This window comes from Kocuria sp. ICS0012, assembly GCF_001665945.1.
Lineage (GTDB): Bacteria > Actinomycetota > Actinomycetes > Actinomycetales > Micrococcaceae > Kocuria > Kocuria marina.
Genome location: NZ_LZMM01000046.1, coordinates 1 through 25,384, shown reverse-complemented (window position 1 = coordinate 25,384; position 25,384 = coordinate 1). Strand labels below are relative to the sequence as shown.

The following is a 25,384-nucleotide window of genomic DNA, read 5'->3' as shown; positions in this document are numbered from 1 at the left end:
GTTCAGGGCTCGCCCAGTACCTCCCGCAGCACCCGGGCACCGCGTTCCACGTCCCGGTCCGGCGCGGTCAGGCCCAGCACCACCCCGCCCCGTTCGTCGGGTCCCCGGTCCGCTTCCGCCAGTGACGACGACGCCCCTGCCCCACCACGTTCACCACCCTCGCGGCCCTGCCCCGTCCAGTACTCGCCCAGGGCACCCACGAGGACCCCGCGGCGTCGTGCGCGCTCGATCGTGGCGTCCTCGTCCGGAACGGCGAGGACCGCGTGGGCACCGCCGGCCATGGGCAGAACACTCACGTGCGGGAGGCCGCCGAGGACGTCGGAGAGCAGCGAGCGGCGTCGTCGGAAGGAGCGGCGCATCCTGGCCGTGTGGCGCTGGAACTCCCCCGAATCCACGAACCGCGCGAGCGCTTCCTGGGCGATGAGCGAGACGGGCGAACCCAGCTCCGCACGCGTGCGTGCGAGGTCCGGGAGCAGGGAATCCGGGGCCACGAGGTGCCCCACGCCCACGGAACTGCCGAGCACCTTGGCGAAACTGCCCAGGGTCACCACGGTGTCCCGGGCGGTGTCCAATGCCCCGAGGGCGGGCAGGGGTTGGGCGCTGTGGCGCAGTTCGGAGTCGTAGTCGTCCTCGAGTACGAGCGCGCCGTGCTCACGGGCCCATGCGAGCAGTTCCATCCGGCGCGTCACGGGCATGGTCCCGCCCAGCGGGTACTGGTGTCCGGGCGTGAGCACGATGGCGTCCGGCGCGGGGGCGACATCCCACCGCCCCGCCCCGCCCCACCAACCGCTGGGCAGATGCTCGGGCACGAGACCGTGCTCGTCCACCCCCACCGGCAGGGCGATGTGCCCGAGCGCGCGCACCACACGACGAAGCGCGGGGTACCCGGGATTCTCCACGGCCACGCGCAGCCTCCTGCCGTGTGCGAGCCCCAGCACCCGCAACGCGAGCTGCAACCCGTCCCGCACGCCCGCAGTGACGAGGATGTCCTCGGGAGAACGCACGATCCCGCGATTGAGCCGCAGGTAGTCCGCGAGGTGGTCCCGCAGATCGGTGCGAAGGGTGCGCCCCGTGGCGACGCCGCTCGCCGCGTCCCGCCACGCCCCGCGCCACGCGGGGGTGTCCAGGGACGTGATGGTGCTCTTCCCAGGGCGCAGGTCGATCATCTCGGGACGCACCGCGGACCGACGGGCCGTGCGCTGCGAAGGGGGCGCGGGCGACGTCGTCGGGGCGGGAATGCCCGCGGCCGGTGTGCCAGCACGAGGCGACGTGGGGGTGGAATGCTGTCCGGCGCGGGGCGACGCCGCGGCGTCGCCCCCGGGCACCGGGCCGGACGAGCGGGCTCGAGGAGCATCGGCGGTCGCAGCGGCAGCACGGGCAACGGGCCCTGTATCGCGCCGCATTTCCAGATGCGGGGTGATCCGCGTGGCACCGCGATCGGCCACGAGGTAGCCCTCACCCGCGAGGACGTCCCACGCGGACGTGACCGTTCCGCGCGAGATTCCCAACCGGGCGGCCAGGGCCCGGGACGAAGGCAGGGGGTCGCCCGGGCGCAGCACCCCGCGCGCCACGAGCTCGCGGATCTGCCGCACGAGCTGATCCCCCAGACCCGTGCTCGCGGTGCGATCGACGGTCAGGGGGAGGTCGGTGTCCCTGGCGTGCCTCATTCCCGGGACTGCCGCGCGATGAAGTCGGCCATGCCGGGAACGGTGAACGCCACCTGACCGTGATCGGGAGCATAGATCATCCCCTTCTGGATCAGTTGCGCTCTGGTAGGGCCCAGACTGCTGGCCTTGGTACCGAGCCGGGCTGCGAGTTCACCCGTGCGGGAGGGGCCCGCACCGTCCACCGCCATGACGCTCATGTACTCGCGCTCCTTGGGCGTCGCCCTGCCCCAGCGGGCCGGGAAGAATCCGGAGTCCAGTTGCGCCCACCCCTTCTCGATGGCCACTCTCGAGTCCTCGAGCGTGAACGGCGTGGTCGGCGCGACTTCCCACACTGCGTTCCCGAACTCCTGGATGAAGTACGGATAACCACCCGACGCCGCGACGATGGCGTTCAGCGCCTCCGTGTCGAATTCGGCGCCCACGTCCTTGGCCGGGCGTGCCACCGCGTATCGCGCTTGCTCCGGGTCCAGCGGTCCGATGACCCGGTAGTCGAAGAGTCTTTCCGCATAACTGCGTGTGGCGCTCAGGATCGTGGGAAGGTTCGGCAGACCGGCGCAGATCACGTAGAACGGCCAGTCACGCTGGCCCGCGATGTGCTGGACCGTGACGATTGCGCTCATCATGTCCGGGTCTAGGTCCTGCATCTCGTCGATGAACAGGCCGAATGCGCTGTGCTGTGCCTTCAGTGGTTCGCTGAGATCCTCGACCAGCTCTTCCACATCGATGTCGATCCGCCCGGACTGCGCGCGTACGGGATGAAGATCGACACTGGCCGAGACACCGCTCGTCCCCACGGAGACACTGAAGGACTGGATGGTCGTGAGCGCATCAGCGAAGAACTGACCGGGGTGACGGCCGAGATGACGCCGAGCCGCCACCAGGAGTTCCCGGGCGAACCTGTCTCTCACGTCCTGCCTGCCCCGAGCCTCCGGCCGCCCCTCCAGCTGGACGGTGAGCCAGCCGTGATTGTCCGCGTGCGCACGCAGGACGTTGAGCAGGACGGTCTTTCCGACTCCGCGTAGACCCGTGAGCACCATGCCCCTGTTGGGGCGGTGGAGCTTGGCGCGCGCGATCATGAGGTCGAAGGCGGAAATCTCTGCCTCCCGGCCACTGAGCACCTTGGGACGCAGCCCGGATCCGGGGCTGTAGGGGTTGGCTGCGAGGTCCATGTACCGAAGTGTAAAGTATTATATAAATATTTTTATACTTACTTAGATTTCGATAGCGTCTCGATCGACGGCTGCCAGAGGCCGCGGATTAAGTGCCGGTCGTTGCGTAAGTGGACCACTTCATTTCGTCGATTTTGGCTCTGTCAATGGACCATCCACGCTGCCAGGATGGAGGCCATGACCGAAACCTTGCAGACCTCCGCCCAGAACCCCACCCCCGTGACCGGATCGCGCCTCGTCAAGCGCGGCCTGGCCGACATGCTCAAGGGCGGTGTGATCATGGACGTGGTCACCGCTGAGCAGGCCCGGATCGCCGAGGACTCCGGAGCCGTGGCCGTGATGGCGCTCGAGCGCGTTCCCGCGGACATCCGCTCCCAGGGTGGCGTGGCGCGCATGAGTGATCCCGATCTGATCGAGCAGATCATCGACTCGGTGTCCATCCCCGTGATGGCCAAGGCGCGGATCGGGCACTTCGTGGAGGCCCAGGTGCTCGAGCACCTCAAGGTGGACTACGTCGACGAGTCCGAGGTGCTCTCCCCCGCCGATTACGTCAACCACATCGACAAGCACCGCTTCAACGTCCCGTTCGTGTGCGGTGCGACCAACCTGGGTGAGGCGCTGCGCCGGATCACCGAGGGCGCGGCCATGATCCGCTCCAAGGGCGAGGCCGGCACGGGGGACGTCTCCGAGGCCACCAAGCACATCCGCACCATTCGCGCCCAGATCGCCGAGCTGCAGGGCCTCTACACCTCCACCCCGGACGCCCTCTACGTCAAGGCCAAGGAACTGTCTGCGCCGTACGAGCTGGTGGCGGAGGTCGCCCGCACGGGCAAGCTCCCCGTGGTGCTGTTCACCGCCGGGGGGATCGCGACCCCCGCGGACGCCGCCATGATGATGCAGCTCGGTGCGGACGGCGTGTTCGTGGGCTCGGGCATCTTCAAGTCCGGCAACCCCGCCGAGCGCGCCCGCGCCATCGTGGCCGCGACCGCCTACTACGACGATCCCGCCCGCATCGCGGAGGTCTCCCGCGGCCTGGGCGAGGCCATGGTCGGCATCAACGTGGCGGACCTGCCCGCACCCCACCGCCTCGCGGAGCGCGGCTGGTGAGCTCCGCCCCCACCGTCGGTGTCCTGGCGCTGCAGGGCGGGGTGGCCGAGCACCTGGCGATGCTCCAATCGCTGGGTGCCCGGGCGGTTCGCGTCCGTTCCGTCTCGGACCTGCTGGGCGACGACGGCGCTCCCGCCGTGGACGCGCTCGTCCTGCCCGGGGGTGAGTCCTCCACGATGGACCGGCTGTGCCGCACGTTCGGTCTGTTCGAGCCCCTCCAGCGGGTCATCCGCGCCGGCCTGCCCACTCTGGGCACGTGCGCGGGACTCATCATGCTGTCCACGCGGATTGCGGATCCCGCGCCGGGGCAGCAGAGCCTGGGTGTTCTGGACGTCACGGTGGACCGCAATGCGTTCGGCTCCCAGGTCGACTCCGCGGAAGTTTCGCTCCCGTGGGCCGGCACCGCTGGCCACGCGGAGACGGACGACGACACCGCGATGGCCCCGAGCGGCGTCGTCCGCGCGGCCTTCATCCGAGCACCCTCGGTGACCGAGGTGGGGGACGGTGTGCAGGTGCTGGCCCGCTACCGCGACACGGTGGTGGCCGTTCGCCAGGCCAATGTCCTGGGCATCAGTTTCCACCCCGAGCTCATGGGAGAGACCACCGTGCACGAGGAACTGCTGAGCATGGTCCGGACGGGCGCGAACGCATAGCGCGGGCCACGGCCCCGCGTTCGTCCCGCGGCGGCCGCTCGGAGTGTCGAAAACACGTTCCCGGAACGTCCCTGGTCAGAAACTCCCTGATGAACCCCCGCCGGTGAACCCGCCGCCCCCGCCGAAGGACGACGGGGACGAGCTCCCGAACGACGACCCCGCCGAGGATGCCGCCGAACCGTTGTACACCGCCGGGTACATCACGTAGAGCGGCAACCACGAGCGGAACGTGGGCGCGTACCGGATCTCGTGCTCGATGCCGTCCGCGTCCTTGGCCCGATTGGGTTTGTCGTTGAGCCCGGGGGCCTTGCGGTTCTGGAGGCGGTACTTGTAGTACGCCTGGCGCATCCCGTCCGTGATCTCCTCGTCCGGGTGCTCCCGCTGGAACTGCTCGATCTCGCCCTCCGCCTGCTCCCGGATCCGTTTGTTCTGCCGGTGATGGCGCCATGCCAGAAAAAGCCCCACCAGGACACCCGCTCCCACGAGGCCCAGAATCACGCGGAGCAAGGTGTTGCTCTTGGCTTCACGATCCGCGGCCGCTTGCGGATTCGCCTCGTCGTAGACCTCGGTGATGGTGTTCGTGAACGCTCCCGCGTAATCCTCTTTCTTGAACCCCGGTTCCAGCTCGTCCTGCATGATGTTCCGGGCGTCCCCGTCCGAGAGCACCTCGCGGGCCCCGTCCGCGACCTCGATGCGCAGCTCACGTTCGCCCATGTCCGCGACCACGAGCACCCCATTGTTGCGGCCGTCGTCTCCCACGCCCCAGTCCGTGGCCACCGTGCGGGAGTAGTCCTCGATGCTCTCTCCCTGGGTGTCGTCCACCGTGAGCACGGCCGCGCGGATGTACTCGTTCTCGGAGTTCTTCTCCCCGATCAATCGGTTCAGCTGTGCTTCCTGGTCCGGGGTCAGCAGGTCCGCCTGGTCCTGCACCGCACCCTCGGTGGGGCGGGGTGGCACGTCCAGGGCGTGGGCGGGCTCGGCGACTCCCGCGACGAGCACCGCCCCCAGCGCGCCGGTCGTGATGATGCGCCGCAGGGGCGCCATCCTGAGCGTCTCGGTGTCCACGGATCCTCCCGGGTTTCGTCACATGCTGGTCGGCACAGGTTCTCGCAGGCCAGGGTGCGGGTACGACGACGCCGCGCGGCCCGGCGGTCCCGACGGCGCGTTGCTCTCGAGACCCAGTGGGTTTCGAGAGCGCCCGACTCAGCGGCGCGCGGTGGGGACCACCATCACGGGGCACTCGGCGTCCGCGAGGGCGGCCTGGGACACCGAACCCATGAGCAGACCGCGGAACCCGCCGTACCCGCGGGTGCCCATGACGAGCAGCTCGGCGGTGCGGGAGGCGTCCACGAGTGCGTCCGCGGGGCGGCCCTCCAGCACGCGGGTCTCGATATCCAGGTCCGGGAAGTCCTTGCGCAGTTCCTCGGCCACGGAATCGGTGAGCTCCTTGGCCGGGGCCATGAGCTGTTCCTGCACGGCGCGATCCAGCTCGGCGGAGTTCATGGGCAGGTAGCTCGTGGTGGGGACCACGCTCACGATCGCGAGCCGCAGCCCGTGATCCGCGGCGTACCGGGCGGCCTGCGGGACCGCCTTGTTCTTGGCGCCGAGCTTGTCCACGCCCACGACCACGCGACCCTCGAAGCTCTCACCCTCGGGCCGGGTCTCACGTTCGTCAGGGCGCCACTCCTCCGGGAGGATCACCACGGGCGCGGCGGAGTGGGCGGCCACCGCGGCGGAGACCGAACCCACGCGCCCGCGCACCCCGTGGTGCCCGCGCTTGCCGAGGACCACCACGGAGGCGTCCTGGGCCTCGTAGACGATCACGCCGGCGGCGTCGCCGCGCTCGATGATGCCCTGCCCGGTGACGCCGCCCGCCTTGGCCTTCTCCACGGCGCGCGTGGCCAGCCGCTCCGATTCCTGGTGCAGCGCATCCGCGAAGGCTCCATAGATGGACTGGTCCAGGCCGGTCTGGCGGCCCGTGGAGAGCACGATCTTCAACGGCTCCTGCCGCTTCTGGGCCTCGAGGATCGCCCAGTCCAGGGCCCGCTCACTGTGATCGGAACCGTCGTACGCCACCACGATGTTCTGTGTCATCTGTCTGCACCTAGTTTCTTAACTGTGTTTCGAGGGGGAGTGCGGATCGGGACTCAGCGCCCGCTGGGGACCACCATCACGGGCCCGGCAGCGGAGCTCAGCACGGCCTGGGACACGGATCCGAGCAACAGACCCGTGAACCCACCGATCCCGCGGGAGCCCACGACCACAAGGTCCGCGGTCCGGGTGGCCTGCACGAGCACCCGGCCGGGGCGGCCCAGGAACGCGTGCTGAGTGACCCGCAACCGGGGTTCCCGCTCAGCAATGGTGCGCGCCAGTTCTGAGAGCCGTTCAAGCGATTCCTGGAAGTAGTAGGTCTGGTTGTACTGGTCCTGGAACCACTCCGGGGTCCCGGACAGGGCGCCGTTCACGGAGACGAGGCTCAGGGTCGCGTCATGGGACAGGGCGTACTGGATCGCGTGCGCTACCGCGGGGTTCTTCTCCCCCGCGCCGTCCACGCCCACGACCACGGAGCCGGAGAAGTCCATCTCGGAGGCAGGGGTGCGGGTTCCACCCTGGGCCTCGTCGTCGGAGACGCGCACGTCCTTGCCGTCCCGGCCCTCCTCGCGGGCGATTTCCGCGTCCGAGTCGTCCTCGTGGGTTCCGGGCGGGACCACGATCACGGGCACGGGGCTGTGGGCCGCCACGGCCGCGGAGACCGAGCCCAGCCGACCCCGCAGGGCATCGCCCTTGCCGCGCTTGCCCATGACCACCAGGCACGCGTCCTTGGCGGCGTGCAGGACGGCCCGAGCGGCGTCGCCCTCGCCCAGGACCTTGCGGATCTCGACGTCCGGGGCGTGGGAGCGGGCGTACTCCCCGGCGGCCTCGAGATGGGATTCGCTCTCCGCCTTCACGGCGTCGTGGAAGCGCTGTTCCAGGCCTGGATCCCCCACGACCGCGACGGGGAACGCGCACAACAGGCGCACCGGGACTTTGCGGGTGGCCGCCTCCGTGAGGGCACGGTCGAGGGCGCGCAGCGCGATCTCGGAACCATCAATACCCACCAGGACGGGAGCGTTGGACGAGGTGTTCAGAACGTCGTTGTTCATACCTCCAGGATAGTCTCCGCACCCTGCAACGGCGCGGTCCACCACGCGATTTCAGGCCTGTGACGACGCCGCACGGAGCCTCCTGGCGCCGGGCTGGCTCCGCGGGCCGCTCACGCCATCGCGAACATCCACCGGTCCCCGCGGATGCGCAGACCCAGGGTCACGGCACGGGCGCCCATGTACCCGCCCGCGTACGCAACCCAGAGCCACGCCGCGCCCGCGGTGCCGCTCCCACCCCGTTCGAGAACGAGCCACAACAGGGGCGCGTACACGACCAGGTTGATGACCCCGGCCAGGGCGAGATAGCGAGCGTCGCCGGCGCCGATCAGAACGCCGTCGAGCACGAACACGAATGCCGCGAGGGGCTGACCCACGGCCACGACGATCAACGCGACCCCGAAGATCACCTGGACGTCCCGCGACGAGGTGAAGAGGAAGCCCAGGTGCGGCCCGAGCAGACCCACGATCACGCCCGTGACCACGCCGAAGCCCAGACCCCACCGGATCAGTCGATGCATGAGCCTCCGGACATGTTCGCGTTCCGAGCGCCGTTGCAGGTCCCGGGCGCCGAGTTCCTTGCCCAGCAGCGCCTGGGCGGCGATGGCCAAGGCGTCCAGTGCGAAGGCCAGGAAGTTGAAGATCGTCATGGTCAGTTGGTAGGCCGCGAGGTTCTCGGCCCCCTGCGCCGTGGCCACCACCACGGTCACCAGGATCGCGGCGCGCAGGGACAGGGTGCGCAGCATGAGCCATGTCCCCACCGTGAGGTGCGTGCGCACCCCGGCCCAGGACGTCGCGAGGCTCACGCCGCGCCGTCGGAACTGTCGAGTGAGCATGATCAGGTACGTCACGGCCATGGCCCACTGCGTGATGCTCGTGCCGATCGCCGCGCCGGCGACGCCCAGCTGCGCGCCGTACACGAGCGCCACGTTCAGCCCCGCGTTCACGACGGCGCCCACGCCCGCGATCACGAGCGGGGTGGTCGTGTCCTGCAGACCTCGCAGCACACCCACGGCGGCCAACACGATCAGCATGGCCACGAGTCCGGGCAGGGACCACAGCGCATACGACGTCGCGTGCCCCAGCACTTCGCCCTCCGCACCCAGGGCGCGCAGCAGGGGACGAACGGCCACGGCACCCACCGCGGCGAGCAGCACCCCGAGACCCGCGGCGGTCCACAGTCCGTCCCGACCCACGCGCAAGGCATCGGCGAGTCTGCCACCACCCACGTGCCGGGCCACCGCGGGGGTGGTGCTGTAGGCCAGGAAGACCATGAGCCCCACGACCGTCTGCACCACCGTCGCGGCGATCCCTACCCCCGCGAGCTGCGCCGTGCCCAGGTGGCCGATGATCGCCGAGTCCGCGAGCAGGAACAGCGGCTCCGCGATCAGCGCTCCGAACGCCGGGACGGCGAGCGCGAGGATCTGGCGGTTCAGGCTCTTCCCGCCCGCGGTCTTGGACGGGGTCCCAGGATCCGACGGCGTTGCCGGGCCCTCGGGCGTCACGGGCTCCTCGGAAGCTGCGGGGCCCCCGCGGTGGAGACCTCCGGGATCGGGCTCCGAGGGGCGGGCGTCTTGGGGCGCGCGGGAGTTCGGGCGTGAGCGGAAGGAAGGCACCGCACCAGGGTAAGGGGATCAGTCACCCGCCGAGGCGGGCAGGGTCAGCGTCCCGGGGCGGGTTTCACCGCGATCACGGGGACGGCGGATTCCAGGATGATCTGCTGCGCGGAAGAACCCAGGAAGATCTTGCCCGCGGGGGACCGCCGTCGGACCCCCACCACCACGGCGTCGATCTCCGCGCGGTTGGTGGCGTCCACCAGATCCCCCACGGCATTGCGGCTGCGGGCGGCGGCATGCTCCACGCTCACGCGCTCGTACGGGATCGCGGACAGATCCGGCTCGTTCCCGTCCACGGGGAACACCACGAGGTCCGTGTCGCGACGCCGGGCTTCCTGCACGGCGAAGTCGCGGGCGGCGTGACCGGCCGGAGTCTCGGCGGCGGCAAGGATGATGGCCATGGGTCCTCTTCTCTGTGCGCGATCCATCTGGGGGCAGGCGGGTTCCGGGGCGGGGCGAGATCGCCCCCGGGCGGTGAACCGGTGCCGGCTCGGTGAATCCCGGGTCCGCGTCGGTACCGCCTCCCACATGGGGGTATGTGTATCCTAAGTCACACTTCTCGCGGCCCCGTGGGCGGCGGGAATCCCCCTTACCGCGAATCCCGGGAGAATCCATGAGCTCCACCCACTCCCCCGACCGCCGCACGTTCCTGACCTACGGTCTCGGGGGACTCGTGGCCCTGGGGGCCATCGGAACCGCGACGGCGGGGTCCATCGCATCGGCCTCCGGCGGCAACGACCTCCGTTCGTCGCTGACCATTATCGCCCCGGCGGCCGCAGGCGGCGGGTGGGACACCGTGGCCCGGGAGATGCAGCAGGCCCAACGGGCCAACGGCATCGTGAACAACACCCAGGTGGTGAACATCCCGGGTGCCGGCGGGACCATCGCGCTCGGGAACCTGGAGATCCTCTCCGGCAAGGCCAACAACCTCATGGTGGGTGGCACGGGTCAGTTGGCGGCCACCATCCAGTACGACTCCGCCACCACCTACGCGGAGGTGAATCCCCTGGCCGTGGTGGTGGAGGAGTACGACGTGATCGTGGTCCCCGGCGATTCCCCGTACACGTCCTTGAAAGAACTCATGACGGCGTGGGCCAAGACCCCCGGCAAGGTCCCGTGGACCGGAGGCGGTTCCTTCGACCAGCTGGTCGTGACCGAGATGGCGATCAGTGCCGGGTTGGCACCCAAGGACATGATCTACGTGTCCTCGGACGGCGGCGGTGAATCCACCCAGGCCCTGCTCAACGGCACGGCGGCCGCCGCGGCCAGCGGGTACCCGGATTCCATCGACCAGATCGAGTCCGGGCGGTTGCGGGCCCTGGGCATCGTGGCCCGCGGACCCGTGCCCGGGGTGGAGATCCCCACGACCGTGGAGCAGGGCTTCGACGTCACCCTGGCCAACTGGCGCTTGCTCGTGGCACCGGGTGGGATCACGCCGGAGGAGAAGACCGAGCTCGAGACCATTGTGCGGGAAACGATCGCCACACCGCAGTGGCGGGAGGCCATCGAACGCTTCAACTGGAACGAGAACGTGATCACGGGCGAGGAGCTCACCCGTTTCCTCGCGGACGAGAAGACCCGCATCCAGGGCCTCTACAAGGAGTTGGGACTGTGACATCACAGGTGACCGGGTCGACCCCGGCGTCCGCACCACCCCCGCAGGAGGCGCCGCCCTCCGCGCACCGGTCGCTGCTGTCCGAGCTGACCATGCCCTTGGTGCTCGCGGCTTTCGCGACGTACCTGCTGGTGAGCATGCTCAGCATGTCCGTCCCGGAGTCGGTGGACTTCCCCGGGCCCCGGTTCTTCCCGGCCGTGGTGACGGCCGTGATCTACGCCCTGGTGATCGTGGAGGTGCTCTTGATCCTGCGCCGCCGGTCCGCGGACCGTTCCCCTGGAGGCCACCCGACGACGTCGACGGGCAGCACCGCACACACCTCCCCCGCCGATGACGACGCCGCACCCTCGGCGGACGATGCCGGCTACGAGTTCGTAGGTGCCTACGAGCCCGCCACGCCCCAATTCTCGTGGCGGTCCTTCGCCTGGGTGGTGGGCGGTTTCCTGGTGTTTGCACTACTGCTCGAGTTCCTGGGGTGGATCATCGGCGCCGCCGTACTGTTCTGGTGCGTGGCCCGCGGCTTCGGCTCCACCCGCCCGCTGTTCTCACTGGTCGTGGGGCTGACCGTGAGTTCCCTCGCGTACATCGCCTTCGACATGGCCCTGGGACTGTCCCTGCCCTCCGGCCTCCTGGGGGGTGGGTTCTAGATGGAGACCCTCTCGCTGTTGCTGGACGGTTTCGCCGGGGCGCTCACCCTGCAGAACCTCTTCTGGGTGGTGCTCGGATGCTTCCTGGGCACCGCCGTGGGTGTCATGCCCGGCCTGGGGTCCTCCATGGCCGTGGCGCTGCTGCTGCCCGTGACGTTCGCCCTGGATCCCACCGCGGCGTTCATCATGTTCTCCGGCGTATATTTCGGCGGGCTGTTCGGGGATTCCACCATGGGCATCCTCATGAACACCCCGGGGCAGGCCTCGGCCATCGCGTCCACGTTCGAGGGCCACAAGATGGCGCTCACCGGCAGAGCCCCACAAGCGCTCGCCACGGCGGCCATCGGGGCGTTCATCGGTGGTTTCGTGGCGTCCGTGGTGGTCGTGTTCTTCGCACCCTTCCTGGCCGAGTTCTCCACCCAGTTCGGTCCGGCGGAGTTCTTCGCCCTGGCCCTGTTCGCGTTCGTGGCCACGTCCTCCGTGGTGACGGACTCCGCGGTCAAGGGTCTGTTGTCCCTCGCCCTGGGACTGGGGATCGCCGTGGTGGGTATCGACTCCGTGACCGGCATCCCGCGGTTCACCATGAACTCCCCCTACCTCTTCGACGGGATCTCCCTGGTGACCGTCACGGTCGCGGTGCTCGCGCTGGGTGAGGTGATCTATTTCGCCACGACCGCCCGGTTCCAGAGCCAGGGAAGGATGCTGAAGGCCCAGGGGCGGCCCTGGTTGAGCCGCAAGGAACTGCGGGAGGCCACCCCGGCATGGTTGCGCGGCACGGCCATCGGCTTGCCGTTCGGCGTGGTCCCGGCCGGCGGCGCGGAGATCCCCACGTTCCTGGCATTCGGCGCGGAACGCAAGCTGGATCGGCGTCGTCGCGACCCGCAATTCGGCAAGGGCGCCATTCGAGGTCTTGCCGCACCCGAGGCCGCGGGCAACGCCACCACCGGTATGGCCATGGGTGCGCTGCTCGCGCTGGGCCTGCCCATCTCCGCGACCGCCGCCATCATGCTCGCCGCGTTCCGGCAGTACGGGCTGCAACCGGGACCGCTGCTGTTCGAGCGCGCCCCTGATCTCGTGTGGGCGCTGTTGGCCAGCTTCTTCATCGCGATGATCGTGCTGCTGATCATCAACCTGCCGTTCGCGATGGTGTGGGCCAAGCTACTGCTCATCCCGCGCCCGTACCTGTACGCGGGCATCACGGTGTTCTGCGGCCTGGGCATCTACGCGACGTCCGGCTCCACCTTCGACCTGCTCATGCTCCTGGGCGTGGGACTCGTCGGCTTCTTGATGCGTATGCATGATTACCCGCTCGCGCCGCTGATCATCGGGATGGTCCTGGGTCCGCTCGCGGAGACGAGCCTGCGGGACGCCCTGATCAGCGCGGACGGTGACGCCTCGGTCCTGGTGAGCGGTCCGATCGTGCTCGTGCTCTACGGGGTCCTGGTGATCATCCTGCTCCTGACACTGCGCAGCAAAGTCACGAGCCGCACCCGCAGGGACGTCTGAGCCGATTCGTCTCCGGGTAAACCCCACCCTCTCCCACGTGCGGGTGCACTGATTTTGCTGAGCCAAAGCACGCAAACCCCCTCTCAGAGGGTGGTTCGCTGCTTTAGCTCAGCAAAATCACACGCCGTCGCGGTCCTCGGGGCCGGGCGGGATTGCCCGATCAGAACGGGTGCTGCGGGATGTCCGGGCTGAGGGTGACCCATTGCAGCTCGGTGAACGCCTCGACGTTGGCGTCCGCCCCACCGAAGTGCACGCCCGTGCCGGAGGCCTTCATCCCACCCATGGGGGCGGTGGCCTCGTCCATCACGGTCATCTCGTTGATGTGGATCTTCCCGGCCGTGACGCGGTCCGCGACCTTCATGGCCTCCCCCACCTCGCCCAGGATCGACAGGGACAGCGCGTACTCGGAGGCGTTGGCCAGCGCCACGGCCTCGTCCACGGAGGACACCGCGATCACGGGTGCCACCGGGCCGAAGATCTCCTGGTTCCACGCCGGCATCTCAGGGGTGAGATCAGTCAGCACCGTGGGGCGATAGAACAACCCGTCGTGGGTGGCACCCGCCCGGATGGTGGCGCCGGCGATCACCGATTCCTGGACCTTGGAGTCCACGGACTTCAGCTGCTTCTCGTCGATGATCGGGCCCAGGTGGACCTGTCCCTCGGAGGGGTCGCCCACCACGAGGGCGTCCGCCTTGTCCGCGAGTCGCTGGACGTATTCCTCGTAGACGTCCCGGTGCACGATGTGCCGACCCGTGGTCATGCACACCTGACCCTGGTGGAAGAAGGTCCCCATAGCACCCACGCTCGCGGCCAGGTCCAGGTCCGCGGAGGGCAGCACGATCATCGCGTTGTTGCCACCGAGCTCCAGGTGCGTGCGCTTGAGATGCTGGGCACCGGCCGCGCCCACGTGCCGCCCCGCCTCAGTGGAACCCGTGAAGGACACGATCCGGACCTCGGGTGCGTCCACGGCGGCCGCACCGGCGTCCCCGCCGCCGGGCAGCACGTGCAGCACACCCTCGGGAAGCCCGGCCTCCTCGAAGATGCGTGCGATCAGCACTCCGCCGGTCACGGGCGTGCGCGGGTCCGGCTTGAGCAGCACCGCATTACCGAGCGCGAGCGCGGGTGCCACGGAACGGATCGAGAGGATCAGGGGGAAGTTGAACGGGGAGATCACCGACACCACCCCGGCGGGCAGACGCCGCGCGAGCGACCAGTGCGGGTCGTCCGAAGCCAGCACCTGGCCCTTCGCGTGCGTGGGCAGCGCGGACGCCTCGAAGCATTCCTCCGCGGCCACGTGGGCCTCCATCCCGGCCTTGGGCTGGATGGCGCCGGTCTCGCGCACGACCCAGTCCACGACCTCGGCAGCGTGCTCCTCGAACAACTGCCCCGCCCGGCGCAGCACGGCCGCGCGCTCGGTGGGCTTGAGCGCTGCCCAGGACTGCTGGGCCGACGACGCCACGGACGCCGCCCGGTACACGTCCTCCGGCGTGGCCGCACCCACATGACCCAGGACCGCTTCCGAGGCCGGGTTCAGCACCGTGATGGGCTCACCGGAACCCTCCGTCCACTCCCCGTCGAAGATCTTCCCGTCCCATCGGCCGTCCTCGAGAATCGCCATGCCCCTTACCTCCTGGTGTGCCACGTGATGGATCTCCATTGTGCGGGAGCCGGCCCCATCCAGACCACGGGCCGGGTGATATCCGCGGCCCGCGAACGGCATGGGAGTGAGCGGGCGACCCGAGGGTGCGCGAGCGGCGTCGTCGTCCCCGAAGACGAGCCCCTCGAGGAAGGCGCAGGCGGTCAGGGTTGCGGGTCGCGGGCGTCGTAGCGCATGAACTCGGGGAACATCCGCATGAGCAGCAGCACGAGCAGGAAGCAGATCACGGCACCCACCAGGGCGGCGAACCCGGGTCCGAGCCACTGGCCGCCGGCGCCCATCACGGCGTCGCCCAGGCGAGGGCCGCCCGCAACCACCACGATGAAGATGCCCTGGAGCCTGCCGCGCAGCGAGTCGGGGGTGGCCGCCTGCAGGATGGTGGTGCGGAACAGCATGGACACCGAGTCCATGACCCCCGCGGCCACGAGCACCAGGCAGGACATGACGAGGGGCCACGCGGTGTCCCGGCCCCAGCCGCCGGAGGACACCAGGATCACCGCACCGAACGCCATGATGCACACGGCCCACGCGGCCACGGCGGCGGCGCACCCACGACCGTGGTGATTGATGCGAATGAATGTTCCCGAGAAGACTCCCGCGAGGACGGATCCAGCCGCGAGCGCCGCGGTGAGCAGCCCCACCGTGAACTGGTCCCCGCCCAGCACGGACGCCCCCAGCACGGGGAACAGCGCGCGGGGCATCGCGAAGATCATGGCGGCCAGGTCCAGCAGGAACGTCATGCGCAGGTTGGGGCGGGTGGCCAGGAACCGGAACCCCTCCACGACGGAACGGAAACCGGCCTTGCTCGTGGCGCCGTCCTCCCCGGGGATGGGCGGCAGGGGTGGCAGTTTGTACATGGCCCACAGGCTCACGGCGAAGCTCAGGGCGTCCACCGTGTAGGCCCACCGGAAACCCAGTCCGGCCACCGTGAGCGCGCCCAGCAGCGGGCCCACCATGAGGCACGAGCCCATGGTCAGTTGGAACAGGGCGTTGGCGGCGGGCAGTTGTCGCATGGGGACGAGGCGCGGGACGATCGCACCGCGCACGGGCTGGTTCAGTCCCTGCGCGAAGGAGTGCAGGGCCACGATGCCGTAGAGCACCGCGACGCTCGCAATGTCCAGCCACGCGTGCGCGGCCAACGCCACGGTCATGATGAACAGGCCGAACGTGGTCCACAGGCCCGCCGAACGCCGGTCGGTGGCGTCCCCGATGCTGCCCCCGTAGAGACCTGCGATGATCAGGGGCACGAGCGCGAAGAAGCCCACCATCCCCACGGCGAACGTGGATCCGGTCAGCTCGAACACTTCCAGGCTGATCGCGATCACGGTGAACTGGCTTCCGAGCATCGACAGCGTGGACCCGATCCACAGTCGCCGGAAGGCGGGGATGTCCCGCACGGGGGCGATGTCGAGCAGGAAACGGGCCACGGGTCGATCCTAGGGGCAGGTGGGGGTGCGCACCTCACCCGTCACGATGCAAGTACGGCCCGTGCGTCCCACCCCTGAGTCCTCGTGCGTGTCCCCCGCACCACATACCCTGGGAGCACCATTTTCCCCGGGATCACAGGAGTCCTCATGCGCACACGCGAACAGCGCCGGGCCGCGCGGTCGGCCCGCGGTTGGCCGCGGTTGCGCGTGCACGCCGTGCGCAACGGGGTGGGAGCCGTGATCCTCGGGGCGCTTCTCCTGTGGGTAACCCACGGACCCTTCCGTTTCGAGAACTTCCCGGCCGGGGACGTGGCCTGGGTCTGGCGTGTGATCGCCCTGGTCGTGGCGGTAATGCTGCCCTACGTGCTTCTGACCATGGGCGTGTATCTACTGGTCGCCGGCTTTCTGGCGACCAATAGGGCGGCGTTGGCCGCCGGGCGCGCCCGCACCGTGGTGCTCGAGCCCGAGGACCCGGAGGATCCCCCGGTCACCACGCACCGACTCTCGGAGCACACTCCCCCGGGCGTGAAGATCCGGGCCCACACGGTGCACGGTCGTCGTCACGACAACCGCTACACCCGTGATCTCCTGGGTTTACTGCCCGTTCAGTCGCCAGCGGCCCTCGCGCCCCTGGGGACGGGGATCGTGGCACTCATCGCGGCCTCGATCTACTACTCCACGGGATACGCCGAACCCGCCGCCGTCCTGCTGCTGGGCGTGCTCTACCTCGGCTGGAAACTCTTCCGGGGTTGGCGCAGCCACCGCGTCTTCGCGGACACGCCGTGGCAGGCGCCGCGGGAAGTCGACACCGGTTCCGTCCCGCGTGTCACCCCGCTGCGGGACCAGGACACCGCACACCACCCCGTCACCCGGGTCTCCTACGTCACGGACGACGACGCCGCGGCGCCGCACGTACGGGAGCGAGCGGCGCCGTCGTCGTACGAGGTCGACGACCCGGAGGAGCCCTACGAGACCACCGACGAGCTGCCCGTGATCGAGAAGATCCGCGACCGGTATACCGAGCCCCGCCGGATGAGTGCGTCGCAGCGACGGTTGGCGGAGCGGGCGGAGCGCGAGGCGATCCGGCGGAGGCTCCCGCGCGTGGTCGAGGCCGAACGGGCGGGCACGCACGCCACCGCCCCCCGGGTGGTACGTGATTCGCAGCGCACCGACCCGCGGGACGTCTATGAGACGGATCCGCAGGGGGAGGCCGCGGAGCAGGAACAGCAGCGGCTCAACCAGAAGCGCTACGAGGACCACATGCAACGCCACCGCGACAAGCGGGAGGACCGGTTGCGCAATGCGGAGGCCCGGCAGCCCGAGGAGGCGCCCTCGCTGTGGGGGTACGCCAAGAACCGGCTCACGAGGCGCGGGGACGACTCCTAACGCTCAACGACCGCCACGGGGAGCTTCTCCGGCGTGTGGCTATCGTCGCGGGAATGACTTCTTATCTTCGGCGCTTGGCTCCTCCGCATTCAACACAGTGGCACCGGGCCGGGCCCCGGCCGCCGCGGGCGCACCCAGCTGCCAGATCCGCCGCACGGTCCAACCCAGGAGGATCACGAGCAGCACGTTACGCAGGGTCAGCACCCCGGCCATGACCGGGTTCGCGTGGATCAGCGGCGTGTAGAACAGCGGGTAGATCACGAACGTGGTCGCCGCGATGCCCAGGGTCAGTAAGGCCGGGATGCGCCACCGGACGCGGTCGTGCAGCAGACCCACCATGACCACCGGGGCCAGCCAGATCATGAACTGCGGGGAGCCCACCTTGTTGAACACGATCAGCACGATGGTCAGCAGCAAGGATCCGGCGTGGACCAGGCGCGCCCTGTCCGCACCGCGCCGCAGTGCCCGGATGAGCAGCACCGCGGCAACGAGAACGGCCATGAGCAGCAGCGGCTGCATGAGGGAGGCCATGACCTCCACACCGGGACCGTAGACCTCGGTGGAGTTGATCGCGGTGTTGTCCGCGATCCGGGAGTCGGCGAGCCCCAGGACAGCGGCCCACACCCACGGCGTGGAGAACGTGGCCTCGAGCTGCATCCCGCGGGAGCCTTGGTTGAGCAGGAAGTCCGCGATCCGCTCGATCCCGCCGAGCACCAGCACGCCCAGCATCACGAACAGCGTGACCACCACGCCCGCCGTGATGATGCGCACGCGCTGTTTGAGCGCGATGACCATGGCCAGCAGCACCGCGGCCGGCCACACCTTGATCCACGTGGCGATGCTCAGCAGCGTCGATCCCACCACCGGATGGCGCACGGCGTAGAGCAGGCCGATGAACACGATCGGCGCCGCCACACCCTCCACACGCGCGAAGCTGAGGTACCCCAGGAACACGGTGAAGACGACCCACCACCACCCGGCCAGCACACCGCTGCGCGGGGCGCGGTGGAGGAGGAACCACATGGCCACGGCGTTCAACGCGGTGATCATGAGCGTCCACGCCAGAAGGTAGAGGTCGTAGCCCGCGATCCTCGGGAACATGATGGGCACCTGCGCGAGCACGGGGTAGACCCACGGGCTGACGGAACCCTGGTCGGGCGCGTTGTACCCGGCCATCGCCCATTCGCGGTACTGCTCGGTGTCACTGAACGCCCACCCGTGCAGGAAGAACGTGGCCATCCAGCACAGGAAGTACACGTGCACCACCGCGAAGCCCACCCACACGGCGGCGGGGCGGTTCAGCCACTCCTGCGGACGACGGCGCTGCGGCCCGGGCCGCGCGCCCGTCGCCGAGTGAGCGGCGTCGTCGGCAGAGGCAGCCTCGAGGTGCGCCGTGGCTCCGCCAGTGGGTGCCGCGGGGGCACCCGTGCGCGGCACCGAGGTGCGGTGGGCGTCCCCGGGGGCGGGAGCCGCATCGTCATCAGGCGTGCGGGCCGGCAACCGGGCCTCCCTTCACGGCGGAACCGGCGGGCCCGGCGGACCCCAGCCGGTACAGCCCGCGCGCGGACCACCACAGCAGGACCACGAGCAGCAGGTTGCGCAGGGTCAGCACGCCGGCCATGACGGGGTTGTTGTGGCTCAGCGCGGTGTAGAAGAGCGGGTAGACGAAGAACGTGGCGATCGCGATCAGCACCGCGAGGAACGCCGGGGTGCGCCACACCTTCCAGTTGTGCACCAGGCCCACCGCGATCACGGGGCCCAGCCACACCATGAACTGGGGCGAGCCCACCTTGTTGAACACGATGAAGGCCGTGACCATGGTCAGCGAACCCGCGAGGAACAGGGCCGTGCGGTCCAGGGCACCGGCGTGCACGCCGCGACGCAGCCCGCGGGCGATCAGCACCACGACCACCACGGCGGCCACCACGAACAGCGGCTGCATGAGCCGGGACATCACGTCCGAGCCGGGGCCGCTGACCTGCATCGAGTTGATGTCCGTGTTCATGTACATGCGGGAATCACCCACACCCAGCACCGAGAGCCACAGCCACGGGGTGCTGAACGTGGCCTCGAGCTGCATGCCGCGGTCGCCCTGCTGGGTCATGAAGTCCGCGATCTGGCGCGGTGATCCGGACACGAACGCGGCCGCCACGGCGAACAGCGTGACCAGGATCCCGGCGAGCAACATGGCGCCGCGACGTCGTGCGGCGGTCAACAGAGCGATCACGACGGCGGCCGGCCAGACCTTGATCCACGTGGCCAGGCTGAGGATCGCGGAGGCCACGAACGGGCGGGACACCCCATAGACCAGGCCCAGCAGCACGAGCGGTGCCGTGAGACCGTCCACGCGCGCAAAGCCCAGCCAGCCCATGAGCAGGATGAACACGAGCCACCACCAGCCAGCGGGCAGTGCGGCACGGTTACGACCCCAGTCGGTCAGTTTGCCCATGGCCACGGCGTTGAGCACCGCGATGATGAGCACCCACAGGAAGAAGTACGGGCCCGGTCCCGCGATGCCCGCGAGTCCCATGGGGATCTGCGCGAGCACGGGGTACACCCAGGGGCTGGGACCGTACGCGATGTTGCGGTCGTCGAAACCCGCTTCCGCCCACGCGCGGTAGATGTTGGTGTCGCTGAAGGCATTGCCCTGCAGCGAGACGATCAGGGCAAAAATCAGGAAGCCCACGTGCACCAGCAGGAACCCCACGAGCAGCGCGCCCGGTGTCATCAGACGATCCTGCGCGGCGCGGGGGAGCACGGCGTCCCGTGCCCGGGTAACGGCCGTGAAATATCTCTCTGTGGGCACGGATGAGGTCCTTGTCCGAATGCGCGCGGGATTCTGTTCTGGTCCGGGGGTGTGCACTGGTCCTGTTCGGGGGCGTGCGGCGCCCGAGGGTCCCGGCGCCTCGGACATACCGGTTCCGATTCTATGGGGAACCACTCCGGGGACCGCATACGGCGCCATGATGCGCTCACCCCGCCCCCAAGGAACCCCCAGAACGCGCACTGTTCGAGTGCAAACCGTCCTGTAAAGTCAGGGGTCGGAGCCGCTGGACACCTCGGCTCGCCCACCACTGGTTGGCTGAGGGGGCTGGAATCCATGACCGCGACCGGTTCTCGCCCCTCTCCCGCGCACACCGGCTCCACCGCCAAGAATGATTCGCGCGCCCACATGGCGATCATCCAGGGCGTCATTGGTTCGCTCATGATGCTCGTGGGGTCCGTGGGGACCGGGTGGATCGCCAACGGCTCCCCCATGGTCCGGCACCCCCTGGTCATCGAACTGCGCGTGAACGTGTGGGGCGTGTACGGGTGCACCGTGCTGCTCACCGTGGGCGCCATGCTGCTCATCCGATCGTGGTTGCGCCTCGGTCAACGCCTGCGGGGATGGCCGCACGGGTCGTTGCGCACCGTGATGATCGCCGTGATCGCATGGTCCCTGCCCCTATTCCTCGCCGTTCCCATCTACTCGCGGGACGTGTACGCGTACATCGGTCAGGGCCGGTTGATGCTGGCCGGCAAGGACCCGTACGTGGAGGGGATCTCCTCGCTCGACAACTGGTTCATGCTGGGCGCGGATCCGGAATGGGCGGAGGCCCGCACCCCGTACGGCCCCTACTTCCTGTGGATCGCCGCCGGGGTCGTCCGGTTGACCAACGCCCAGCCGGACGCCTCCGTGATGCTGTTCCGGGCGGTGGCGTACGTGGGAGTGGTGCTGTGCATGATCTACGTGCCCAAGCTCGCGCGCCTGCACGGGATCAACGGTGCCCGGGCTCTCTGGATCGCCGTGGCCAACCCGCTGTTCCTCATCAGCTTCGTGGCCAGCGCCCACAACGACGCACTCATGGTGGGCCTCGCCGTGGCCGGCGTATACGCCGCGGCCACAAAATATCCCCTGCTGGGCATACTTCTGGTCACGGGGTCCATCGGGATCAAACCCATCACCATCCTGCTGCTGCCGTTCATCGGTCTGCTCTGGGCGGGCAAGGGTGCCTCGTGGCCGCGGCGGTTCGTCATCTGGGCGGCCACCGCGCTCCTCAGTTTCGGGATCCTCGCGGTGAGCGGTTACGCGGATAACCTCGGTCTGGGCTGGGCCTGGGCCCTGTTGGACCCCACCCCGGGGTACACGGGGTACTCGCCGTCCGGGTTCCTGGGACAACAGGTGGAGCGCGTGGGAAACTTCTTCGGCCAACCGGGGGACGCCCTCGCATCGGTGTTCCGTCAGGTGCTGCAGTACGCGGCCATCGCCCTGGTCCTCGTGCTGATGTTCGTGGGCGGGGACCGCAGGATCGTGCGGCGGATGGCCCTCGCGTTCTCCGCCGTGGTGCTGCTGTCCCCCATCATCCAGCCCTGGTACATCCTGTGGCTCATCCCCCTGCTGGCCGCGACCGGCATCAAGGACAACTGGCAAATCCGCATCCTGTACATCGTGATCACGTTCTTCGTGGTCTTCGGTGCCCAGGACCAGCTGTCCGTGTGGCCGTTCATCGACCTCAGCGTGAGCGTGTCCCAGGTGGCGTTCGTGATCACGGTGGCCTTCACGCTCTACCTGGCGCTGATCGATCCCCGCACCCGCACCCTGCTGACCCACGGTGGGTTCCGGGGCTGGGTGGATCCCGGCCCCCCTCAGGTGGCCGCGGGTACGACGGCGCACAAGGACTAACGCAGGCCCCTGAGCCTTTCGAGCTCGCGGCGGTCCTTCTTGGTGGGCCGCCCCGCCCCACGGTCCCGGCGGGCCACCGGCACGCTGAGTTCCGCGGGCTGCGGCGGGGAGTGGTCGATGTAGCACTGGGCCGCCACAGGGGCGCCCACACGCTTGACGATGAGCTTGGTGACCTGGAACTCCTGCTGCCACCCCGGGCGGCGCACACTCACCCGATCCCCCACCCGCACCGGCTGGGCGGCCTTCACGGGGGCGCCGTTGAGCCGCACGTGTCCCGCGCGGCACGCGGTCGTGGCGGCGGAGCGGGTCTTGAACAACCGCACCGACCACAACCACACGTCCAGGCGGGCGCTACCGGGTTCGTTGGCTGGGGCGTTCATGGGGTCCACGGTACTCGGGGACAACGATGTCGCCCCCGCCTGCCCCCAGTGGGGTCAAGGGATCACCCGGGTCCTGAACCATCACCAAACCGTCCCTGTGCTGGTTTCGTCGCGCACACGGGAACCCCCGGCTCTTTGTGAGCAATCTCATACCTCGGTCGGTACGGTGGGAGTGGGGCTTCACAAGGACGTGAGCCCCGAAGCCTCTGCGAAAGACGCAGAGGCAGTTGAGAACGGGGGTTGAGCACTCATGCTCAAGAACTTCATCAACAACACCTATGTGGAATCCGCATCCGAGGAATCCTTCGACCTGGTCAACCCGGCTACCGGTGAGGTGACGGAACAGTCTCCCAACTCGAACGAGCAAGATGTGAATGCCGCGTACGAGGCAGCCGCTAAAGCATCGAAGACATGGGGGCGCATGACCCCCGGTGCGCGACAACTCGCCATGCTGCGCATCGCCGACGCCCTCGAAGCACGGGGGTCCGAACTCGTGGACGCGCAATCTCGCAACACGGGCCAACCCAAGTACCTGATCCAGTCCGAGGAAGTCGATGTCTCCGCGGACCAGATCCGCTTCTTCGCCGGCGCAGCCCGCTTGATGGAGGGCCTCGCGAGTGGCGAATACATGGAGGGTCTCAACTCCGTGATCCGCCGGGAACCGATCGGCGTGGTGGGCCAGGTGACGCCGTGGAACTATCCCCTCATGATGGCCGTCTGGAAAGTGGGGCCAGCCCTGGCCGCAGGCAACACCATCGTGTTGAAACCATCGGACACGACTCCGGAGTCGACACTGCTGTTCGCTGAAATCGCCTCGGAGTTCCTTCCTGAAGGCACCTTCAACATCGTCCTGGGCGATGCCAAGACCGGGGAAACGGTCGTGTCACACCGCACGGCGGGACTCGTCTCCATCACCGGCTCGATCCGAGCCGGTCTGGCTGTCGCCGCATCCGCAGCGAAGAACCTCACGCGCGCTCACTTGGAACTGGGCGGAAAGGCGCCCTGCGTGGTGTTCGGGGACGCGGACCTGGACTCCGCCGCCTCCACGCTCGCAGAAGCCGGTTTCTTCAACGCCGGCCAGGACTGCACCGCCTCCACCCGCATCCTCGTGGAGGGATCGGTCCGTGACGAGTTCCTGGAGAAGATCACCCAAGCCGCGAAGGACACGGCATTCGGCACCCCGGACAAGGAGGACATCCTCTACGGCCCGCTCAACAACGCCAAGCAGCTCGAACAGGTGTCCGGGTTCATCGATCGTTTGCCGGAGCACGCCACCGTGACCACTGGTGGCAAGCAGGCGGACGGGCCCGGCTTCTTCTTCGAGCCGACCATCGTGGCGGATCTCGAGCAGGAGGACGAGGCCATTCAGAATGAGATCTTCGGTCCCGTCATCACCGTCCAGACCTTCTCCACGGAGGAGCAGGCCGTGGAGATGGCGAACGGGGTGGAATACGGATTGGCGTCGTCCGTGTGGACCAAGAATCACGGCCGCGCGTTGCGGATGTCCCGCGATCTGGACTACGGCTGCGTATGGATCAACACCCACATCCCGTTGGTCGCCGAGATGCCCCACGGCGGCTTCAAGCACTCCGGCTACGGCAAGGACCTCTCCAAGTACGCCGTGGAGGAGTACACCCGCGTCAAGCACGTGATGAGCTCGTTGGACTGACGGCGGGAACGAACGAGGGAAGGAGCGCATCATGACCGACATTCGAGAACTCGTGCTCACCGCTGACCGCGAGCTGTTCACCGAACACGACCTGAGCACCCTGGACCGCAATTTCGCCGAGGACTACGTGGAGCATTCGCCGCTCGTGGCCAACGGTAAGGAAGGCCTGCGGGAGCTGGTCACCGACGCGGGCGAGGGTCTGAGGCACGACGTCGCGCGCGTAGTCGTGGACGAAAAGGCCGGTTTGGTCGCGCTGCACGGTGCCTATCCCGGGTTGGATCCGGACACCGTGTTCGTGGGGTTCGACATCTACCGCGTGGCCGACGGCAAGATCGTGGAGCACTGGGACGGCCTGGTGGATCAGACACCACCCAACGAGTCGGGCCACACCCAGCTGGACGGCCCCACGGAGGTGGACACATCCGCCGATACCGAGGCCAACAGGGAGTTCGTCAAGCGGGCCTGGGCTACGTTCTTACAGGGCCAAGACTACGACGCCGCGGGCGATTTCACGCGTTCGGACGGGCGGTTCACGCAGCACTCGGGTGACATCGCCGACGGTGTGCAGAACATGGTCGACTTCTTGAAACACCTCAAGGAGGACGGTTCTGCACTGACCTACGACACATTGCACCGCACGGTGGCTGACGGGAACTTCGTCCTGACGTTCTCGGAAGGATCCATCGCCGGTGACCGCCACTTCTTCTGCGAACTGTGGCGCATCGAGGACGGCGCGTGGGTCGAACTGTGGGACGCCATCGGACCGGTTCCGTCGGATGACGAACTGGCGCACCCGCACGGTGCGTTCACGTCGGTAGCGGACTGAACCTGACCGAGACGACCTGACAATGCAGTGGCCCCCGGGGGAGGGGGGGGGGGGGGCCCGGGGCCCGGCCCCGGGGGTGGGTGGGTTGTGGTGGGTGGGGTGTGTTGGGGTGGGTGAGGTGGTGTGGGTGTGGCGGGGGGGGGGGCGCCCGGCGGGGGGGAGGAGGGCGCGGGGGGGGGGGCGGGGGGGGGGGCGCGGGGCCGCCGCCCGGGGCCGGGGCGGGTGGGGTGGGGGTGGGGCGGGGGGGGGGGGGGGG

21 protein-coding genes are annotated in these 25,384 nt (G+C 68.9%); 9 read left to right on the top strand and 12 right to left on the bottom strand.

Annotation, left to right across the window (positions count from 1 at the left end; all coding sequences use genetic code 11):
• Positions 1 to 2 precede the first annotated feature (2 nt).
• Both A5728_RS07330 and A5728_RS07325 read right to left on the bottom strand, forming a co-directional pair.
• A complete protein-coding gene (locus A5728_RS07330; protein WP_064846426.1) occupies positions 3 to 1,667 on the bottom strand; it encodes a PLP-dependent aminotransferase family protein in 1,665 nt (554 codons plus the stop codon).
• Positions 1,664 to 2,836, bottom strand: a complete 1,173-nt coding sequence (locus A5728_RS07325) for an ATP-binding protein (RefSeq protein ID WP_064846425.1) — start codon at positions 2,834 to 2,836, stop codon at positions 1,664 to 1,666. Before A5728_RS07325 ends, A5728_RS07330 begins: the two co-directional genes overlap by 4 nt.
• 177 nt (positions 2,837 to 3,013) lie before the next feature.
• On the opposite strand from A5728_RS07325, the gene pdxS reads away from it, so the two are divergent.
• Both pdxS and pdxT read left to right on the top strand, forming a co-directional pair.
• Positions 3,014 to 3,943 carry a pyridoxal 5'-phosphate synthase lyase subunit PdxS gene (gene pdxS, locus A5728_RS07320; RefSeq protein ID WP_064846424.1) on the top strand — a complete coding sequence of 310 codons (930 nt, stop codon included), beginning with the start codon at positions 3,014 to 3,016 and terminating at the stop codon, positions 3,941 to 3,943.
• Positions 3,940 to 4,596, top strand: coding sequence for a pyridoxal 5'-phosphate synthase glutaminase subunit PdxT (gene pdxT / locus A5728_RS07315; RefSeq protein WP_064846423.1), 657 nt, complete (start codon positions 3,940 to 3,942; stop codon positions 4,594 to 4,596). Before pdxS ends, pdxT begins: the two co-directional genes overlap by 4 nt.
• 75 nt (positions 4,597 to 4,671) lie before the next feature.
• Here pdxT and A5728_RS07310 read toward each other — a convergent pair whose 3' ends face one another.
• The 5 genes from A5728_RS07310 to A5728_RS07290 form a co-directional block, all read right to left on the bottom strand.
• Positions 4,672 to 5,661 carry a YgcG family protein gene (locus A5728_RS07310; RefSeq protein ID WP_064846422.1) on the bottom strand — a complete coding sequence of 330 codons (990 nt, stop codon included), beginning with the start codon at positions 5,659 to 5,661 and terminating at the stop codon, positions 4,672 to 4,674.
• A 138-nt stretch (positions 5,662 to 5,799) separates the two neighbouring features.
• Complete coding sequence (locus A5728_RS07305; protein ID WP_064846421.1) at positions 5,800 to 6,690, bottom strand: universal stress protein; 891 nt, start codon at positions 6,688 to 6,690, stop codon at positions 5,800 to 5,802.
• A gap of 53 nt (positions 6,691 to 6,743) precedes the next feature.
• On the bottom strand, positions 6,744 to 7,739 hold the full coding sequence (locus tag A5728_RS07300; RefSeq protein ID WP_064846420.1) for a universal stress protein: 996 nt from the start codon (positions 7,737 to 7,739) through the stop codon (positions 6,744 to 6,746).
• A 110-nt stretch (positions 7,740 to 7,849) separates the two neighbouring features.
• Positions 7,850 to 9,241, bottom strand: coding sequence for an MATE family efflux transporter (locus A5728_RS07295; protein ID WP_064846419.1), 1,392 nt, complete (start codon positions 9,239 to 9,241; stop codon positions 7,850 to 7,852).
• Positions 9,242 to 9,396: 155 nt separating this feature from the next.
• Positions 9,397 to 9,753, bottom strand: a complete 357-nt coding sequence (locus tag A5728_RS07290) for a universal stress protein (RefSeq protein ID WP_035960942.1) — start codon at positions 9,751 to 9,753, stop codon at positions 9,397 to 9,399.
• A gap of 212 nt (positions 9,754 to 9,965) precedes the next feature.
• Between A5728_RS07290 and A5728_RS07285 the strand changes: the two genes are divergently transcribed.
• From A5728_RS07285 to A5728_RS07275, 3 genes are read left to right on the top strand one after another with little or no spacing between them, the layout of a single operon-like run.
• Positions 9,966 to 10,967, top strand: coding sequence for a tripartite tricarboxylate transporter substrate binding protein (locus tag A5728_RS07285; RefSeq protein ID WP_064846418.1), 1,002 nt, complete (start codon positions 9,966 to 9,968; stop codon positions 10,965 to 10,967).
• Positions 10,964 to 11,614 carry a tripartite tricarboxylate transporter TctB family protein gene (locus tag A5728_RS07280; protein ID WP_231885555.1) on the top strand — a complete coding sequence of 217 codons (651 nt, stop codon included), beginning with the start codon at positions 10,964 to 10,966 and terminating at the stop codon, positions 11,612 to 11,614. Before A5728_RS07285 ends, A5728_RS07280 begins: the two co-directional genes overlap by 4 nt.
• Positions 11,615 to 13,120 carry a tripartite tricarboxylate transporter permease gene (locus tag A5728_RS07275; protein ID WP_064846417.1) on the top strand — a complete coding sequence of 502 codons (1,506 nt, stop codon included), beginning with the start codon at positions 11,615 to 11,617 and terminating at the stop codon, positions 13,118 to 13,120. It abuts the gene before it with no gap.
• 160 nt (positions 13,121 to 13,280) lie between these two features.
• Here A5728_RS07275 and A5728_RS07270 read toward each other — a convergent pair whose 3' ends face one another.
• Both A5728_RS07270 and A5728_RS07265 read right to left on the bottom strand, forming a co-directional pair.
• Positions 13,281 to 14,738, bottom strand: coding sequence for a benzaldehyde dehydrogenase (locus A5728_RS07270; RefSeq protein ID WP_064846416.1), 1,458 nt, complete (start codon positions 14,736 to 14,738; stop codon positions 13,281 to 13,283).
• Positions 14,739 to 14,920: 182 nt separating this feature from the next.
• Positions 14,921 to 16,204, bottom strand: a complete 1,284-nt coding sequence (locus tag A5728_RS07265) for an MFS transporter (RefSeq protein ID WP_064846415.1) — start codon at positions 16,202 to 16,204, stop codon at positions 14,921 to 14,923.
• Between the two features lie 147 nt (positions 16,205 to 16,351).
• Here A5728_RS07265 and A5728_RS07260 point away from each other — a divergent pair, with 147 nt between their 5' ends.
• Complete coding sequence (locus tag A5728_RS07260) at positions 16,352 to 17,590, top strand: tripartite tricarboxylate transporter TctB family protein (protein WP_064846414.1); 1,239 nt, start codon at positions 16,352 to 16,354, stop codon at positions 17,588 to 17,590.
• 39 nt (positions 17,591 to 17,629) lie between these two features.
• Here A5728_RS07260 and A5728_RS07255 read toward each other — a convergent pair whose 3' ends face one another.
• Complete coding sequence (locus A5728_RS07255) at positions 17,630 to 18,892, bottom strand: DUF2029 domain-containing protein (RefSeq protein WP_064846564.1); 1,263 nt, start codon at positions 18,890 to 18,892, stop codon at positions 17,630 to 17,632.
• A gap of 178 nt (positions 18,893 to 19,070) precedes the next feature.
• Positions 19,071 to 20,396 carry a glycosyltransferase family 87 protein gene (locus A5728_RS07250; RefSeq protein ID WP_064846413.1) on the bottom strand — a complete coding sequence of 442 codons (1,326 nt, stop codon included), beginning with the start codon at positions 20,394 to 20,396 and terminating at the stop codon, positions 19,071 to 19,073.
• Between the two features lie 294 nt (positions 20,397 to 20,690).
• On the opposite strand from A5728_RS07250, the gene mptB reads away from it, so the two are divergent.
• Positions 20,691 to 22,253: a polyprenol phosphomannose-dependent alpha 1,6 mannosyltransferase MptB gene (gene mptB / locus A5728_RS07245; RefSeq protein ID WP_064846412.1), complete on the top strand. Its 1,563-nt coding sequence runs from the start codon at positions 20,691 to 20,693 to the stop codon at positions 22,251 to 22,253.
• On the opposite strand, the gene A5728_RS07240 is transcribed toward mptB, so the two are convergent.
• The gene (locus A5728_RS07240) at positions 22,250 to 22,633 is read right to left on the bottom strand and encodes an RNA-binding S4 domain-containing protein (protein ID WP_064846411.1); all 384 of its coding nucleotides are present in this window, start codon (positions 22,631 to 22,633) and stop codon (positions 22,250 to 22,252) included. The genes mptB and A5728_RS07240 overlap by 4 nt on opposite strands.
• 250 nt (positions 22,634 to 22,883) lie before the next feature.
• Here A5728_RS07240 and A5728_RS07235 point away from each other — a divergent pair, with 250 nt between their 5' ends.
• Both A5728_RS07235 and A5728_RS07230 read left to right on the top strand, forming a co-directional pair.
• Positions 22,884 to 24,302, top strand: a complete 1,419-nt coding sequence (locus A5728_RS07235; protein WP_064846410.1) for a gamma-aminobutyraldehyde dehydrogenase — start codon at positions 22,884 to 22,886, stop codon at positions 24,300 to 24,302.
• A 31-nt stretch (positions 24,303 to 24,333) separates the two neighbouring features.
• The gene (locus A5728_RS07230; protein WP_064846409.1) at positions 24,334 to 25,128 is read left to right on the top strand and encodes a nuclear transport factor 2 family protein; all 795 of its coding nucleotides are present in this window, start codon (positions 24,334 to 24,336) and stop codon (positions 25,126 to 25,128) included.
• The last annotated feature ends 256 nt before the right edge of the window (positions 25,129 to 25,384 follow it).

Excerpts from the sequence above, each read along its gene's own strand:
- pdxS (WP_064846424.1), top strand. The coding sequence starts at position 3,014 with ATGACCGAAACCTTGCAGACCTCCGCCCAGAACCCCACCCCCGTGACC.
- A5728_RS07330 (WP_064846426.1), bottom strand. The coding sequence starts at position 1,667 with ATGAGGCACGCCAGGGACACCGACCTCCCCCTGACCGTCGATCGCACC.
- A5728_RS07270 (WP_064846416.1), bottom strand. The coding sequence starts at position 14,738 with ATGGCGATTCTCGAGGACGGCCGATGGGACGGGAAGATCTTCGACGGG.
- A5728_RS07235 (WP_064846410.1), top strand. The coding sequence starts at position 22,884 with ATGCTCAAGAACTTCATCAACAACACCTATGTGGAATCCGCATCCGAG.
- A5728_RS07275 (WP_064846417.1), top strand. The coding sequence starts at position 11,615 with ATGGAGACCCTCTCGCTGTTGCTGGACGGTTTCGCCGGGGCGCTCACC.
- A5728_RS07260 (WP_064846414.1), top strand. The coding sequence starts at position 16,352 with ATGCGCACACGCGAACAGCGCCGGGCCGCGCGGTCGGCCCGCGGTTGG.
- A5728_RS07305 (WP_064846421.1), bottom strand. The coding sequence starts at position 6,690 with ATGACACAGAACATCGTGGTGGCGTACGACGGTTCCGATCACAGTGAG.
- A5728_RS07290 (WP_035960942.1), bottom strand. The coding sequence starts at position 9,753 with ATGGCCATCATCCTTGCCGCCGCCGAGACTCCGGCCGGTCACGCCGCC.
- A5728_RS07240 (WP_064846411.1), bottom strand. The coding sequence starts at position 22,633 with ATGAACGCCCCAGCCAACGAACCCGGTAGCGCCCGCCTGGACGTGTGG.
- A5728_RS07285 (WP_064846418.1), top strand. The coding sequence starts at position 9,966 with ATGAGCTCCACCCACTCCCCCGACCGCCGCACGTTCCTGACCTACGGT.
- mptB (WP_064846412.1), top strand. The coding sequence starts at position 20,691 with ATGACCGCGACCGGTTCTCGCCCCTCTCCCGCGCACACCGGCTCCACC.
- A5728_RS07230 (WP_064846409.1), top strand. The coding sequence starts at position 24,334 with ATGACCGACATTCGAGAACTCGTGCTCACCGCTGACCGCGAGCTGTTC.
- A5728_RS07300 (WP_064846420.1), bottom strand. The coding sequence starts at position 7,739 with ATGAACAACGACGTTCTGAACACCTCGTCCAACGCTCCCGTCCTGGTG.
- A5728_RS07325 (WP_064846425.1), bottom strand. The coding sequence starts at position 2,836 with ATGGACCTCGCAGCCAACCCCTACAGCCCCGGATCCGGGCTGCGTCCC.